At 41.1% G+C, this 14,570-nt stretch carries 16 protein-coding genes; 9 read left to right on the forward strand and 7 right to left on the reverse strand.

What is annotated here, in order from left to right:
- Position 1: 1 nt before the first annotated feature.
- From AC59JO_RS04470 to AC59JO_RS04480, 3 genes are all read right to left on the reverse strand, one after another.
- On the reverse strand, positions 2-1,042 hold the full coding sequence (locus AC59JO_RS04470) for a nucleotidyltransferase family protein (protein WP_497303654.1): 1,041 nt from the start codon (positions 1,040-1,042) through the stop codon (positions 2-4).
- Positions 1,032-1,214 carry a hypothetical protein gene (locus tag AC59JO_RS04475; RefSeq protein WP_497303656.1) on the reverse strand — a complete coding sequence of 61 codons (183 nt, stop codon included), beginning with the start codon at positions 1,212-1,214 and terminating at the stop codon, positions 1,032-1,034. The genes AC59JO_RS04470 and AC59JO_RS04475 overlap by 11 nt, the downstream gene beginning before the upstream one ends.
- Positions 1,215-1,795: 581 nt before the next feature.
- Positions 1,796-2,080, reverse strand: a complete 285-nt coding sequence (locus tag AC59JO_RS04480; RefSeq protein ID WP_497303658.1) for a hypothetical protein — start codon at positions 2,078-2,080, stop codon at positions 1,796-1,798.
- Positions 2,081-2,225: 145 nt separating this feature from the next.
- Here AC59JO_RS04480 and AC59JO_RS04485 point away from each other — a divergent pair, with 145 nt between their 5' ends.
- The gene (locus AC59JO_RS04485; protein WP_497303660.1) at positions 2,226-2,660 is read left to right on the forward strand and encodes a hypothetical protein; all 435 of its coding nucleotides are present in this window, start codon (positions 2,226-2,228) and stop codon (positions 2,658-2,660) included.
- Between the two features lie 204 nt (positions 2,661-2,864).
- On the opposite strand, the gene AC59JO_RS04490 is transcribed toward AC59JO_RS04485, so the two are convergent.
- Positions 2,865-3,410 (reverse strand): REP-associated tyrosine transposase, encoded by a 546-nt coding sequence (locus AC59JO_RS04490; RefSeq protein ID WP_497303662.1) that lies wholly within the window; start codon positions 3,408-3,410, stop codon positions 2,865-2,867.
- 457 nt (positions 3,411-3,867) lie between these two features.
- Positions 3,868-4,632 (reverse strand): hypothetical protein, encoded by a 765-nt coding sequence (locus tag AC59JO_RS04495; protein ID WP_497303663.1) that lies wholly within the window; start codon positions 4,630-4,632, stop codon positions 3,868-3,870.
- 169 nt (positions 4,633-4,801) lie between these two features.
- Between AC59JO_RS04495 and AC59JO_RS04500 the strand changes: the two genes are divergently transcribed.
- The 6 genes from AC59JO_RS04500 to AC59JO_RS04525 all read left to right on the forward strand — a co-directional run bounded on the left by AC59JO_RS04500 (position 4,802) and on the right by AC59JO_RS04525 (position 11,333).
- A complete protein-coding gene (locus AC59JO_RS04500; RefSeq protein ID WP_497303665.1) occupies positions 4,802-5,593 on the forward strand; it encodes a DUF5995 family protein in 792 nt (263 codons plus the stop codon).
- Positions 5,594-5,749: 156 nt separating this feature from the next.
- Positions 5,750-6,217 carry a hypothetical protein gene (locus tag AC59JO_RS04505; RefSeq protein WP_413669389.1) on the forward strand — a complete coding sequence of 156 codons (468 nt, stop codon included), beginning with the start codon at positions 5,750-5,752 and terminating at the stop codon, positions 6,215-6,217.
- A gap of 117 nt (positions 6,218-6,334) precedes the next feature.
- Positions 6,335-7,291, forward strand: coding sequence for a tRNA modification radical SAM protein MnmL/YtqA (gene mnmL, locus AC59JO_RS04510; RefSeq protein WP_497303667.1), 957 nt, complete (start codon positions 6,335-6,337; stop codon positions 7,289-7,291).
- A 589-nt stretch (positions 7,292-7,880) separates the two neighbouring features.
- The gene (locus AC59JO_RS04515; protein ID WP_497303669.1) at positions 7,881-9,113 is read left to right on the forward strand and encodes an acyltransferase family protein; all 1,233 of its coding nucleotides are present in this window, start codon (positions 7,881-7,883) and stop codon (positions 9,111-9,113) included.
- A 7-nt stretch (positions 9,114-9,120) separates the two neighbouring features.
- Positions 9,121-10,464 (forward strand): acetylxylan esterase, encoded by a 1,344-nt coding sequence (locus AC59JO_RS04520; protein WP_413669392.1) that lies wholly within the window; start codon positions 9,121-9,123, stop codon positions 10,462-10,464.
- Positions 10,465-10,484: 20 nt separating this feature from the next.
- Positions 10,485-11,333 carry a hypothetical protein gene (locus AC59JO_RS04525; RefSeq protein WP_091217238.1) on the forward strand — a complete coding sequence of 283 codons (849 nt, stop codon included), beginning with the start codon at positions 10,485-10,487 and terminating at the stop codon, positions 11,331-11,333.
- A gap of 202 nt (positions 11,334-11,535) precedes the next feature.
- Here AC59JO_RS04525 and AC59JO_RS04530 read toward each other — a convergent pair whose 3' ends face one another.
- Positions 11,536-12,087 carry a 5' nucleotidase, NT5C type gene (locus tag AC59JO_RS04530; RefSeq protein ID WP_497303672.1) on the reverse strand — a complete coding sequence of 184 codons (552 nt, stop codon included), beginning with the start codon at positions 12,085-12,087 and terminating at the stop codon, positions 11,536-11,538.
- 66 nt (positions 12,088-12,153) lie between these two features.
- Between AC59JO_RS04530 and AC59JO_RS04535 the strand changes: the two genes are divergently transcribed.
- Together AC59JO_RS04535 and AC59JO_RS04540 are read left to right on the forward strand one after the other, a co-directional pair.
- Entirely contained in the window at positions 12,154-12,903 is a 750-nt protein-coding gene (locus AC59JO_RS04535; protein WP_497303674.1) for a DeoR/GlpR family DNA-binding transcription regulator, read from the forward strand.
- Between the two features lie 14 nt (positions 12,904-12,917).
- Positions 12,918-14,096, forward strand: a complete 1,179-nt coding sequence (locus AC59JO_RS04540) for an MFS transporter (protein ID WP_497303676.1) — start codon at positions 12,918-12,920, stop codon at positions 14,094-14,096.
- 112 nt (positions 14,097-14,208) lie between these two features.
- Here the strand turns inward: AC59JO_RS04540 and AC59JO_RS04545 are convergent, their stop codons facing one another.
- Positions 14,209-14,478 (reverse strand): GIY-YIG nuclease family protein, encoded by a 270-nt coding sequence (locus tag AC59JO_RS04545; protein ID WP_497303863.1) that lies wholly within the window; start codon positions 14,476-14,478, stop codon positions 14,209-14,211.
- Positions 14,479-14,570: the final 92 nt, after the last annotated feature.

The raw sequence follows: 14,570 nt of genomic DNA on the forward strand, positions 1-14,570 counted from the left end.
TCTAATTTTTCTGAAAATATTGGTCAACTAAATACCTCTGGTCTCTGTTTATTGAAAGATAAGATACAAGAACACTGTAATTAATTTCCTTAATCTCTTCGTACAGCTTTACAACTTCATCAAGTTTTAATCCTTTATCATCAAACAAAGGCCTTGTCTCATTAGGAACCAAAGCAGAAATGCGAAAAGAAGGATCATTGATCACTTTTAAAAGAAAAGCCTCCGTTAAAGCCGACAGTCGCGCCGGATCATTGGCTGTAACCATAAGCTCACTGTTGCCCAAATGAAACATCAGAGCCGTTGCATCGTAACTGGATATACTAATTTGACGATCTGAGTCCTTTATCACGTTTTTTACATAGCGTACTATTTTTTTAAATTTTCCATCTACATAGGAATCCTTTTGATCACAGCGATATATATGTAAAAACGGATAATTTGTGATATATTCTCTATTATTTTTATCATATAGCTTAATGCCCCTATATGTAAAGTCCCTACTATTAGTTGATTGAACATTATGAACCCATGAAATAGGAACCAAATCCATCTTTCTATTTAACGAACCTCCACAAATCGCTACGGCCTTTCCTCCTGTATCATCTATATCTACAGCGGGGAATGTATTTTGAATTGTATCTACTACATCTTTTCTCAACTCTATAAGATCGTTCTTAGCATTACCAAGATAAGGATTGTCGGGAGTCAAAGGCAGTGTAACCCAATGATATCTCCCCGTTGCTATCAGTATGTCCACATCACTATGCCGCTTTATATGGGTATTTAGCGGTACCGATCCCTGATATTGAAAATCAATACCAGAATGAATATGATTAATGTTGCTTTTTATCTGATCTTGAACTCTTACACACTGTTTATATGTATTCTCTGTATAAGATCGTTCGACAGGTCTCATAGATTCAGTTACATATAATAATTGATCAGAGACAGTACCCTCGAAATTTTCAAAAAGTTGATCTGGCGAATAGTCTTCGCCAAATTTCCGAGTCTTCAAGGCTGACAATTTAGTTTTACCGTCCATTATTCTCCTTTCTCACTCCTTTAAAAGGAGCACCATCCTGTTTAACGTCTAAAAACTTACCTGTCCCCGTATCTCTCTTCACCCATTGTTGGGTTTGAGGATTAAATGTTTGTGAACGATCTAATACCGCTCCATAACGTCTGCCATCGCCAGACTTACCGTTTGTTGCCATTGTAGTTTAAAAATTAACTTGATTTAAATAATTTGCTATAGACTGGCAGTCCATAGCAAATTCTTCCATTTCTATCACGTGTCAGGAAGATTATCTACGGCACAAGGATTGAAGAGATTGATCTACAGAAGCAAAATAAAATTTGTCATATACAAACATTTTTTATTTTTGCGCGCTGATAAACACATTATCTAATCTGTCGGACTGTTACAGCAGTACCCGATGCATGACAAATTAAAGGCTTGTTTGGACGGCCATCCTGCAAGCCTTTTCAAAATTTGCCGCTCAAAAGTCTTGCCATGTAATTTCACTGCTACAATTGTTCAATTTACATTAACACAGCTAATATTTTTCGACAATTAAATATTAAAATCTCAAAAAAATATTTTTCAAAATAATTAAATAATAGCACGCCACTTAATACTAAAGGAAATAGTATTCCATCTATTTTAGCATTACAAAATTCAGATAATTTTCAACAGAACCTGACAGGCATTCAAAACCATGACAACCTGTCGCTCTAAGATTGATTAAAAACAAACAGAGATTCCATCCTGACAATACTGACACGTCAATTCCCATTAATTTAATTTGAAGTTTTTATCCAAGTCGCTTGTCCAAAATGCATGTGACTTATTGCTTTCCTTACTTTCTTTTAAATATTTTTCAATTTTCTGCCCGGTAGCAACCTGTTTCCAATCCTTACGTTCCATATATCTATTAATGAAATAAACCATTTCATATGATTCACCTCTATTTAACAATGTAATATCAGGTTTACCAGTCAATTTGGGGTCATCAGCTGGGTAAGCTGTATCTTTATAACCTGAATAAAGAAGATCGCTCTTTTTGAAAACTTGGGCCATGATTTATAATTTAGATTTAGCTGAATTGCTTATATAAACCTATAAGTAACTATTAGCAAATACAATAGGTGTTTTCACGGTATTTCACGTATTTTTCACAGATATTATGCTTTGCCTATCCGTACATGATAAACAGAAGATTATAATGAAAAAGCTGGCGCTATTACTTTTCTTGACTGTCATAAGTTCCATTGCCGCAAAGGCTCAAGGCCTAACGAAAATTTATGGAGGTAAACACTATGACCAGTTTCTGGGCTGCTTTGATTGCGATAGCCAAACACCAAAGTCTATATGGAGTTTCTTTTCCGATTATGGTTCTGCCCATAGTCCAAAGTCGATCTGGAATGAACGAGGCAGGTACGGTTCTGTGACCAGTAACTTTTCGCCGTATAATCCCAAGGCAAAATACCCGCCGCGCGTTGTCGACGGCAACGGTAAGCTTTTGGGATACTTAACCGTTAACAAAGACAATCCCAATCGGTTGCAAGGGACAATTGCAGATCTGATATGCTTTAAAAGGGATATGGTGCTGCAAGACGGTGTCGAAACTTATGGGGAAATCTTCGAGAGGGTAAGATAGCCCCTGCTACCGCAAGCAAATCAATATGTCTTGTCCCCCTGCTACCGCAAGCAAATTCGATACTTAGCATGTTTACAACAAGGCACAGCCTTGCGGTAGCAAAAAAAAATCGGGAACGCTGCCGCAAGGCTGTGCCTTGTGGCCCGCATGCAAGGTATAAAACCGTGCATCTGCGCTATATAAAGTATAAGCCGTGCATTTGCTTTAAGTAGTTATTACCTCAACCAAACCCTTTGTCCCGGAGTAATCGCGTGCGCTGCTGTGCAAATACTCATAGTCGTTTTCTACCAAACCGGCAACTACAGGGTTATTATGAATGTAATCTATCTTTTGCTGAAGTACAGCATTACTCCAAAGTTCGATAGGTTTATTATGCTGCTGCCAAAACTGGTTGCCGGGATTGTTGCTGTTTTTAAGTCCCGCTTTTTTAAATGCATTCAACATCCACTCCTGTCGGCTTTCCTGGTTATTTTCGTTAATAAGTCTGATAAGTTGTTTCGATGTCTGTGATTTAAAATCTCTCAATAAGTCTTCAGGCTTTTGAACCGTCGATCTGAACACTAAGTGAACGTGACTTGGCATTATGCAATAGGCATAAATCTCCATTCCCTTATTTGCAACACAATAATTTAAATTTTTTACCAGGCAATCAAAGTATTCCAATCGTACAAAAACATCTATCCAAAATACTGTAGCGAAACTCACAAAATAAAGACCTTCAGCATTATGGAACTTATAATTACGGCTCATGATTTAAAAATACATTTTTCCTGTGCTAATTCATGTCTTAGCATATTTGCCACAAGGCACAGCCTTGCGGTAGCGAACGCGTCCAGCTGGATTATCACCAACACAAAAGGCCAACCATCTCTGATCAGCCTTTTCACATAATTACCCTGTTTAACCTATTACATTTAACATTCATTTTCATTTGTACTGTGCGCAACAAAAAAACCGCATAATGCACTTGCGCTTAATGCTATTAATAACGTAATCATAGTGTTTAATTTTTAGGTGAATAATTAATTAATACTATAATTAGTACGTATAAAACATGCTTTAGTTTTATCAAATAGCCGTTTCCCGATAACAAAAAGGCACTTTTGCAATTATTATTTCTTTTAGATTAAAAAATTAGGATATCATTATTAATAACCTTAAACAAGCACCAAAATCAAAATAACTTCACACTTATTTGTGCAGTAAATTACAGTGTATTTAAAGCTTTATACAGATCTTTTGCATTAGCAACCGTATTATGCATGTTATCCAGCTTCATTACCTTTTGTAGAAAGTCCTGGATTTTAGCTTTATTGGCTTTCAAAACATTACCATGCATATTTTGCAGTACAACTACGGTATTAAAAATGCCATTGGTATTATTCATATTTTGTGATGCATAATCAATGAGTTGCGGTACTATGCTTGAGGTTTTATACCAGTTCACCATAATATCATTGGCGCTGTTTGTGCGGGTTGAGGCGTTATCTGAAAACAAACCTGCTACCAGTTTTACCTGCGTGCTGTCAAACGCGCTTTGATACTTTTTGGTATTTGCCGGATCAGAAGCGATGGCCGTTTTCAAAAGCTCTGGCGCTTCATTCGGCAGTACTTCAGTGATCACCTTGGCTGCATAAACACGCTTTTGCGCATCAGGGTTGTTTACCATAATTTCCAGCAGCGGGGTGATAAATTTATAAGTTTCCAGTCGCTGGCTTTGTATGGATAGCTGCATTTGTTGTTGATACTGCTGATTGGCGAGCACATCATGATCGCGCGATTGCTCCATATCCTGCTTTTTTATGGCCTGCGAAAACCAATAGCCCGATGCGGTAATAGCCAGCGGCAAAAAGATGGACGAAAAAAACTTGAGCCAAAAATCCTTTTTCTTATCCTCGTCCGAAGTTTCTTTAAGCTTGGCCAGCTCTTTTTTAAGGCCATCTATCTCTGTTGTTAACTGTTCTGAAGTCATAGGTAAGGTTTATTTTAGAACATTAAAGAAAACAGGTATAAATATAAATCATTAATTAATAAGACAGTAACGAATACGCTTTTCGTCACGTTTAAAAACCTGATGTACAAGCCATCAACAAAAATCCTATCTTTAAAACAGTTAAATTCCCCTGAACTTATCTGCCTTTATGGAACCTATTGCACAAGCCCAAACTATTGATCAAATTATTGAACAGTTAGAAGCCATTATTGCCGACGCCATAAAAACCGACAGCAGGGCCGGGTATTTTGCAGCGCTGTATCATAAGGTTACCTGCAAGGTAAGAGAAGGCATCCAAAACGGCGAGTTTGAAAACCCCACCCGTATGGAGCAACTGGATGTGATTTTCGCCAACAGGTATATTGCGGCCTACCGTAGCTGGCAGCAAAAGCAGCCCTGTTCTAATTGCTGGCAGCTTGCTTTCGGCATTTTTAGCAAATCGTCAAAACTGGTATTACAGCACCTGCTCATCGGCATGAACGCACATATCAACCTTGATTTGGGCGTTGCCGTTGTAGAAGTAGCCCGTAAGCTCAATCAGCCATTAACTGAAGTTCATAAAGATTTTAATTCCATCAACACCATACTTTCGGCGCTAACTTATGAGGTGATCAGCGAGCTGAACCAAATCTCTCCATTGTTATCGCTGGCAGGCCTGCATGCGCAAAATAATTCTATCCTCATCCAGTTTGCCCTCAGCAACGCCCGCGACGGCGCCTGGTGCTTTGCCGAAGACCTGTTTACCCGTACCGGGGAGGCCTATCCTAAACAAATAGCCAGCAGGGATAATGATATCAACAAACTGGGTTTAGGGATTGTTAACCCGGTAGGCATGCTGCGTTTTACGGTATGGGTAATCCACCTGTTCGAAAAGCGGGACCCATCCAAAATAACCGAGATCCTGAGCACTTACAAAAAGGCCTATCTAAAGGTGAATTAAATTAGTCCGGGCAAAAGTTGAGCTATTAAAATTCCGACCACTAAAAACCACAAGAATAAAAAATATCCGCCTGAAATAGCGATCGTTACGAAAACAACCAGCCGTAGATCATTTTAATTAAATATATTGCAGTGTATTTAAATCCTTATCACAAAAATGAATAAAACCCTGCTTCTGTGCGCATGCGCATTGATATTTTTCGGTTGCGGCAGCAAAAACAACAATCCAACTCCCTCAAAACCCGATTTCAAAACCCTTATTATTGGCAAATGGGGAAACGCAAAAGATACCATCCGCGAGTATACCAACGATAAACTTACCAAAACACATATAACAAATGCCCAGGGTGATTCTTACGATTTTAAAGCCGATGGAACCGGGATTGAAAAATGGACCACTTTGACAATACCCTATACTTATATTTTGAGTGACAAAACACTATCCTTCCACACATTTTCTGTTAAAGATGGGGCCGCTACCTACCCTGGAAACGATTTTTCGTTTGAAATAAAATCACTTACGACTAATGAACTGATTTTGTTTTACCAAAATGTTGACGTTGATTCGAAAGGCAATGTCTATAAAGAAGTCGAGATTGATCATTATTTTAAACTTAGCAATTAAACAATTCTAATGCCTGGTACACAAGGTGTAGCTCAATAGTTACGTCGCTAAAAATTCATTATCTTTGCCGCCTGATCGATCAAATCAAAACAAGTCGTCAAAATCAAGGAAAGCAAAGTGGAACAGCAAGCAATAACAACCTGGGAAAAAGGCTATAACAATTACGGGCCCTGGCTTAAGGAAAAATACAAAGGCCATCGCGTGTTTAAAGTAATTGTTGATGGTGGTTTTACCTGCCCCAACCGTGACGGCTCAAAAGGCTACGGCGGTTGTACTTATTGTAATGTTGATTCCTTTACCCCCTCGGTTAGCCGCAATGCCCCCACTGTAAGGCAACAGGTTGAGGAAGGTATGGAACGTGCCCGCAAAGGTAATAAGGCCGATAAATTTATTATTTACTTTCAGCCCAACACCAATACTTATGCGCCGGCTCATTATCTTAAAATGATGTATGACGAGGCACTAAGCTATGGCACTGAAGATATTGTGGGCCTATCGGTAGGTACCCGCCCTGATTGTATTGATGCCGAAAAGATTGCCCTGTTGGAAAGCTATACCGACCGTTTTGATGTTGACCTTGAAATGGGCATGGAAAGTATCTACAACGATACCCTGAACCAGATTAACCGCGGCTGCAGCCACGAGGAGCTGGTGAAAGCGCTTGCTTTGGTCGAAAATTCCAAACTGGATATTTGTGTACATACCATCTTCGGTTTCCCATGGGAAACTAAGGAGATGATGCTGAAATATGCCGACGAGATCAATCGCTTTAAACAGATCAAGTTTGTAAAATTCCACCACCTGCATATTGTTGAGGGTTCGGTAATGGGCGTAAAATACAAACGCGAACCGTTCCGCCTGTTTGGCATTGATGAATATGCCGATTTTCTGTGCGAACTGCTACCCCTTGTTCGCCCGGACATCGTAATCCAGCGCCTCTTCGGCCTCAGCGACCGCGAACTGCTCATCGCCCCCAACTGGGGATTGAAAAAATCGGAGATCCAGTATTACATTGATCAAAAGATTTTAAGCAAGGGTGTGGTGCAGGGAAGTGGGCTGAACCTTGCTTTATAAGATTTTAGGATTGGCGAGATTTTTTATACTCTCGCCGTTGTTGGTGTTGTCACCAACAACATTGCCCATCGGCTTATCAATGATAACGTAATTAAAAAATATGATCTATTGAATAAATAGGAGTTGTTGGTGACAACACCAACAACGGCGCAGATTATTAAGTATGTTTTTTTGAGTGGATTTTATAATATGGGCGTTGCCTGCGGCCCGGGCTGTACGCTCATACTACACAAGCCTTAGCCACGAGGCCGGTATCCGCTCCCATCCCTAACGCAGCCCAGCGCACCATCTCTAAAAAATATCTTGCACGTCATTACGATTTTTTCCGGGGATTCCTTGGTGGTTCCTCGCAATGACATATTTTATTTAAATATAACTTCATCTTCCGAACAGATATTTGCAGGCAAAATCCATCAATCCGACAAATCCCCCCAAATCCCGGTTCAGGTTTAACGAATAAGCAAACTGCTTACTGCCACTAAAAACTGCTACTACCACTTAATTCACCCCTTACTTATTCAACATTGGTATCCATTTTGCAAACATTTACGTATAATTAAATTGATCTGAAAGTTAAAATACGTCTATTTTGTCACAAAGAGCGCAATCCAATTATATCCCGGCATTAACCGGTGTGCGGGCCATGGCTGCTTACCTGGTTTTTATCTCGCATTTTGCATATGTGTTTGATGAAAAATTTCCCCACTCTGTGCAACGGTTCTTTAACGAGTTCCATATCGGCGTTACTATCTTCTTTGTGCTTTCGGGCTTTTTGATAGCTTTTAGGTATTTTGACAGCTTTAAATTAACCAAAGCCTGGTTTTTACAATACCTTAAAAACAGGGTAGCCCGTATTTATCCCATGTATGCACTGCTTACTATTGGGGCGTTCATAGCTTATCATTTTACGCAAAATCAAACGGTAACGGCGGGGCAAAACCCGGTGGTTATGTTTTTCATGAACATCGTTTTTATACGTGGCTTTTTTGATCAGTTTAAATTTACAGGCATTGCCCAGGGCTGGTCGCTCACTGTTGAAGAGTGTTTTTACTTTTCGGCGCCGTTCATTTTCCTGATAGCTACTAAATACAGAAAGTTTTATATCCAGCCTATCGCGGTAACAGGCTTAGGTGTTATACTCGTATTGATTTTTAGCCGCGTAAACTGGTTCGGTTTCTTCGGCAACTTTACATTCATGATGTTGTACACCTTTTTAGGCCGATGCTTCGAGTTTTTCGCAGGTATTCAACTGGCCCTCATCGTTCGGAAGCAAAAACTGGCTGGCACAAGCAAAAAGAAATTCACTTACCTGGGTTTTTTCATGATCTTCTTTTGTGTGTGGATCATGTCGACCTTAACTATCCCGAAAGGATACGAAGCCGGTTTGCATAACCCATGGGGCATTGTCACCAATAACTATTTACTGGCTACGGCAATTGCCATTTTCTTTTACGGTCTGCTTACCGAAACAACCCTGCTTAAAAAGTTTTTAGCACACCCTTTTATTGAGCTGCTGGGTAAAAGCTCATACATATTTTACCTAATCCATTTAGGCTATATGTACAATTTCATACATCATGGGATGAACAGCCTTAATGACTATGTTTTTGAACTTTACGACAAATGGGGGCTCGACTGGCATTCGCCGTTTGAGTACGATAGTTTAAACCTTTTATATGCGTTCATCGTTTTAAATATCGTTTCAATAACGTTGTTTAAGTTAATTGAAGAACCGCTTAATCATTATATCCGCAGGTCCGATTTCCTGATCAAAAACAAAGCACGCAATCCCGAAAATGAATCAGCTAAGATTAAAGCCTAAATATAACATGCTAAAAAACGCTAATAAATTACTGATCATAGCTTTCGCATTATTGACCATAGGTGCCGTGAGACCGGCCGTGGCCCAGGAAACCGAAAAAGAAACAGCCGAAGCCAACGATAAAAGCGGTGGTGGCGACGAGGTATCAACCGTATTAACTATCAACAATAAGGATGGCGAATTTAGCTCCACCGCCTCGTTTAGTTTTGAAGTTAAAAACACCTACAATACCAACCAGGAAGGTACCATATCATACAATATCACCACTGATAAAGGACAGGTTGTAAAAACACTGTCGAAACCGGTAAACCTCGCCAAAAAAAGCACTTCCAAATATGATTTTGATGTACCTAACCTAAAAACAGGTTTTTACAAGGTTAATATGATGATCAACGTGAGCGATTATGACGATACCACGCGTCGCGCTTTCGGGATCAGGCCAGATGAGATCAGGTCGCAATATGCCAAACCTGCCGATTTTGACCAGTTTTGGCAAACCGCCAAAGATGAGCTGGCCAGGGTAAAACCCAACTATAAAATTACCGAGATACCATCCATGAACACCGAAAACCGCAAGGTTTACGAAATAGAGATGAAATCGCTGGATAACCTTACCATACGCGGTTATATGACGGTGCCCATCAGCAAAAATAAAAACAAGAAATTTTCGGTACTGCTTGGCTTACCTGGTTACCAGGTAAAGCTATACCCTATAGTAGGCCTCGACCCCGACCTGGTGATCATTACCCTTAACACCCGCGGACAAGGTACCAGCCGCGACGTAATCCACACCGAACGCGATGCCTTTATCTCCTACCACATTGAGGATAAAAACAAATACGTAATGCGCGGCGTAATTATGGATTGCGTACGTGCCGTTGATTTTATTTACGCACAGCCTAACCTGAGGCATGATCAGATCCTGGCCACAGGTGGTAGCATGGGCGGATATTTATCCATTGCACTTGCAGGGCTTGATCATCGGGTAACGCTTTGCTCGGCGCAAAACCCTATCATGAGCGATATCCGCAATTTGGTTGGCGCTGTTGAATGGCCCATCAACGATATTAAAAAATATACGTTAAGCAAGCCGGGTGTAACTTTCAACCAGGTATTAAACAATCTCGATTATTACGATACCAAAAACTTTGCAACAACCATAAAATGCCCAACCATTCTGGGTTTAGGTCTTTTAGACCCTTACGTGCCACCAAACAACGGTTACGCCGTATTTAATTCAATGCATGGTGATAAACACGTATTGGTATTTAAAAACCTTGCACACGAAGTAAGCCAGGTATACAAGGATTATGAGGGCCGTTGGATGCGCGATACCTTTGGTTTGTTTTAAAACTTTTAAAATCTACACACATGACCTTGAAAAATACTTTATCAAAATATTTGCTCGCGGGGATAGTGATATTGGCCTTAGCTACAGGCAAAAGTTATGCAGGAGGTTTCCCGGTAAGGCCAGGCAGGATCTCGCTGTCGCCCTCGGCAACTTACTTTTTTGCCAATAAAGCCTGGGATGCCGACAGCCATAAAGGAGCCTTTGCCAATAACGGCAAATTCAGTTCATGGAGCTATTCTTTATATTCAGAAGTTGGATTAAGCCGCAAGTTTACCCTGTCGGTACTGGCGCCTTATGTAATGAATACTTTTAGTACAGATCTGGGCACCAGCAAAAGTTCTGGTTTCCAGGATTTGGAAGTAGGTATCAGGTATTACCTGGCCAACATCAATTATAAATATTATTTCAGCCTACAGGGTACAGCTATTGTGCCTATGTATACAAACACAGCACTGGGCTATAACCAAAAAGGGGCCGAGCTTAAACTGGCTTTTGCGGGCAGTGGACATCTGTTCGGCAAAAACTCATTTTTCATCCTCGAAAATGGCGTACGCGAATACTTTGGCTACGAAAGTGTTTTCCAGGACAGGTACAATGCCACATACGGCTTAACGCTTGATAAAAAATTCCGCGAGCAGATTTCCTTAAGTGTAGGCGGCTTTTATGCTACCAGTATCAACAAGGATTTTAACGTAAACCCAAGCGCCAGTAAAAACTTTGCCTTTAACCAGGTATCGTTGAGTTACGGCCATGCGTTCGCTAAAAGCCTCTCGCTGTTTTTAACGGGCGGCACCTTTGTTACTGGGCGCAATACCGGCGCAGGCACCAATTTTTCGGCATCACTAAATTACCGGATAGATACGAAATAAGCCCTCCAGAGCTATTTACAATGAAAAGTATTCATTGCCGTTGACTTTAGTCAACGGTGAAAGGAAATACTATTGCGGGCTTCAGCCCAATTATTCAAGCGGTATTTTGGCTAAAGCCCTTGTTTTTCAGTCATTATTCCGTCGACTAAAGTCAACGGCAATGATTCTTACACTTTATATAAATGGTTCTTTAAACACTTCGTCAGGCTTCCTGCACCTCTTTTTCAAATAGGTTTAATACTTCATCCCAATTGTGGACCCGTATGTGCTGATGTTCATTTTTGTTGTGATGGGCATTGAACATGATCGCCTTACCGCTGCAGTAGTCGAGGTTTTTACAATGGTCATCTATCATGTAATCGGTATGGATGATGCTTTTATCACCGCACAGCACAATATTGCGCCAGCTAATAAACGGGAAATACTCCTGAAGCCATTCCAATTTTTCGAATAGCGACAGCGGGAATTCCGTAGCGGCCGATACAATGTAAACCTCGTAATCTTCCATCAGCTTTTTAACTGCCTCAATAGCGCCTGGCATAACCGGTAGCGTGCGAAAAAAACCGGGTAAGTTCAGGGAAGCCTTCGTTACAGCATCCAGCGGAAAAGCCTCCGCATGAGATAAGCCGTCTATAGCTTCAAGGGTTGTTGTAACGCCATACAACTGTTCGTAATATTTGATCAGTTGCGGCTCGACATCGGCCATAACACCATCCATATCGATAGCAATGGTTTTCTTTTCTTGCGTTTTCATGCAACAAAGCAAAGTATAATTGCAATATTTTGCAAATTAATTATAACTTTGCATCATATTGCAAACATGGTAAGAGAAGAAAGACTCCAGATCATATTAGATCACGTATCAAAAGATAACAAGGTTATGCTTGCCGAACTGAGTGAGAAACTCAATGTTTCGGAAGATACCGTACGCCGCGACATCAAAGTATTAGCCGATCAGAAGCTGCTAACAGCTGTAAGAGGTGGCGCAGTTGCCCACTCCCCTATCCCTCACCATTACCGGGCAAGGGAAAAGCACGATGTCGCATCAAAAAAAGTAATCGCATCTAAAGTATTAAGCTTTTTGAAAGACGGGCAGGTAGTACTTTTCGATGGTGGCACGTCGACATTGGCAGTTGCTGAAAGTTTGCCCGACGATTTAAGGATAACCGTAGTTACCAACAGCTTCCCGGTGGCAAATGCACTTGAAGATCATCCAACTGTTGAAGTAATATTTGCAGGAGGTCGCCTGTACAAATCATCGTTTACTACTATCGGCCACGAAACAATCAATGCGTTCAGGAACATCCGTGCCGATCTTTGCATTTTTGGGATCTGCAGTGTACACCCTACCATCGGCATCACCACAAGGGATTATGAAGAGGCCGAGATCAAGAAAACGATGATTGAAATTTCAAAAGAAACCATCGCCCTATCCACCTTAGAAAAAATAAACAAGGCCGATCCTTACTACATAGGTCCGGTTACAGAACTGGACACCATCATTACCGATGTATCTCCCGACGATGAAGAACTCTCTGCATACAGGGAAGCAGGCATCAATATCATTTAATATAAAACAACAACGTGAAAAAGAGTTTACTACCACTAACCTTAGGCGGCCTTGGTATTGGCACTACCGAATTTGTGATGATGGGCATGCTGCCTGATATTGCCAATGATTTTCATACCAGCATCCCCGTTGCAGGGCACCTGATTTCGGCATACGCATTAGGTGTGGTTATTGGCGCACCGTTATTGGTTGCCTTTACCAGCAGTTATCCGCCTAAAAAGATCCTGACTGTATTGATGATTATTTTTACAGTTTTTAATGCATGTTCGGCCTTTGCTCCCAATCATTACGTTTTATTGTTTTCGAGGCTATTAGCAGGTTTACCACATGGCGCGTTCTTTGGCGTGGGCTCGGTAGTAGCTACCCGCCTTGCCGACAAAGGCAAACAGGCCCAGGCCATATCTGTCATGTTTGCCGGGCTTACCATTGCCAACCTGCTCACCGTTCCGCTGGGTACTTATATCGGTCACCATTATTCATGGCGCTATACTTTTGGGATGATATCAGCAATAGGTTTAATTACGTTAACATTTATCCAGTTATGGCTGCCACAGTTGGCCCCCAATAATGCAGGAAACATACGCTCGGAGCTTTCATTTTTCAGAAAAAAACAGGCATGGCTCATCATCGGTTTAACAGCCATTGGTACAGGCGGACTTTTTGCCTGGATCAGCTACATCGCCCCGCTCATGACCGAGGTATCAAAGTTTTCGGCCAGCAGCGTTCCTTATGTTTTGGTATTAGCAGGCCTGGGCATGGTGGTAGGGAATTTTGTCGGCGGTAAACTGGCGGATAAAGTTTCCCCGGTAAAAGCCTGTTTAATATTGATGATCACCATGGCTATATCGCTGGTTGTGATCTTCTTTGTGTCGCAAAATCAGATCCTGTCGCTTGTCATGACATTTATAACAGGCGGGCTTTCAATGGCCGCGGGTTCGCCTATTCAAACATTAATGATCAACACTGCCAAAGGTGCCGAAATGCTCGGCGCAGCAGCTACACAGGCTGCTTTTAACATCGGTAACGCCTTGGGTGCTTTTCTGGGTGGCCTGCCCATTGCCTGGGGCTTAGGCTTTACTTCTCCTGAAATTGTCGGCGTGATCATGGCCTCAACAGGAGCAGTGTTTGCGTTGACGCTGAACAGGCAAAAAGTTAAGGTAGTTGAAGAAGAGGCTGTGTTGGCGGGGGAATAAAATTATAATCTGCCGTGATTAAATAATATGTCATTGCGAGCGCAGCGCGGCAACCGCATGCTAGGCAGAGCAATCACACAAGGCACACTACGCATTATTGTATTGCTCGCCATCAATCATACCACCCATCGCTCAAATCGTTCCACAATGGATTATCTGCAATAATCAGGTCAATCTTTTTTTGACGTGAACCTGCTTTTAATTGCTTTTCCCTTGCGATAGCATCCTGAATCCATTGAAAATCTTCAAAGTAAACCAGCTTATTGCAATTATACATTGCTGTGAATCCCTTAAATATTTTCAGCTTATGCTCGGATATACGGTTTTTAATATCATTGGTTACACCAACATATAATACCGTGTTTGCCTGGTTCGTAATGATCTAAACATAGTATTGGTGTAGTTTCATGTGGTTAATTTACAAAATGCTGCAATATCACAGCGGCTCTGTAAAGCATGTGGTTGCCACGCTGC

The sequence above is a fragment of the Mucilaginibacter sp. A5337 genome (assembly GCF_059690695.1).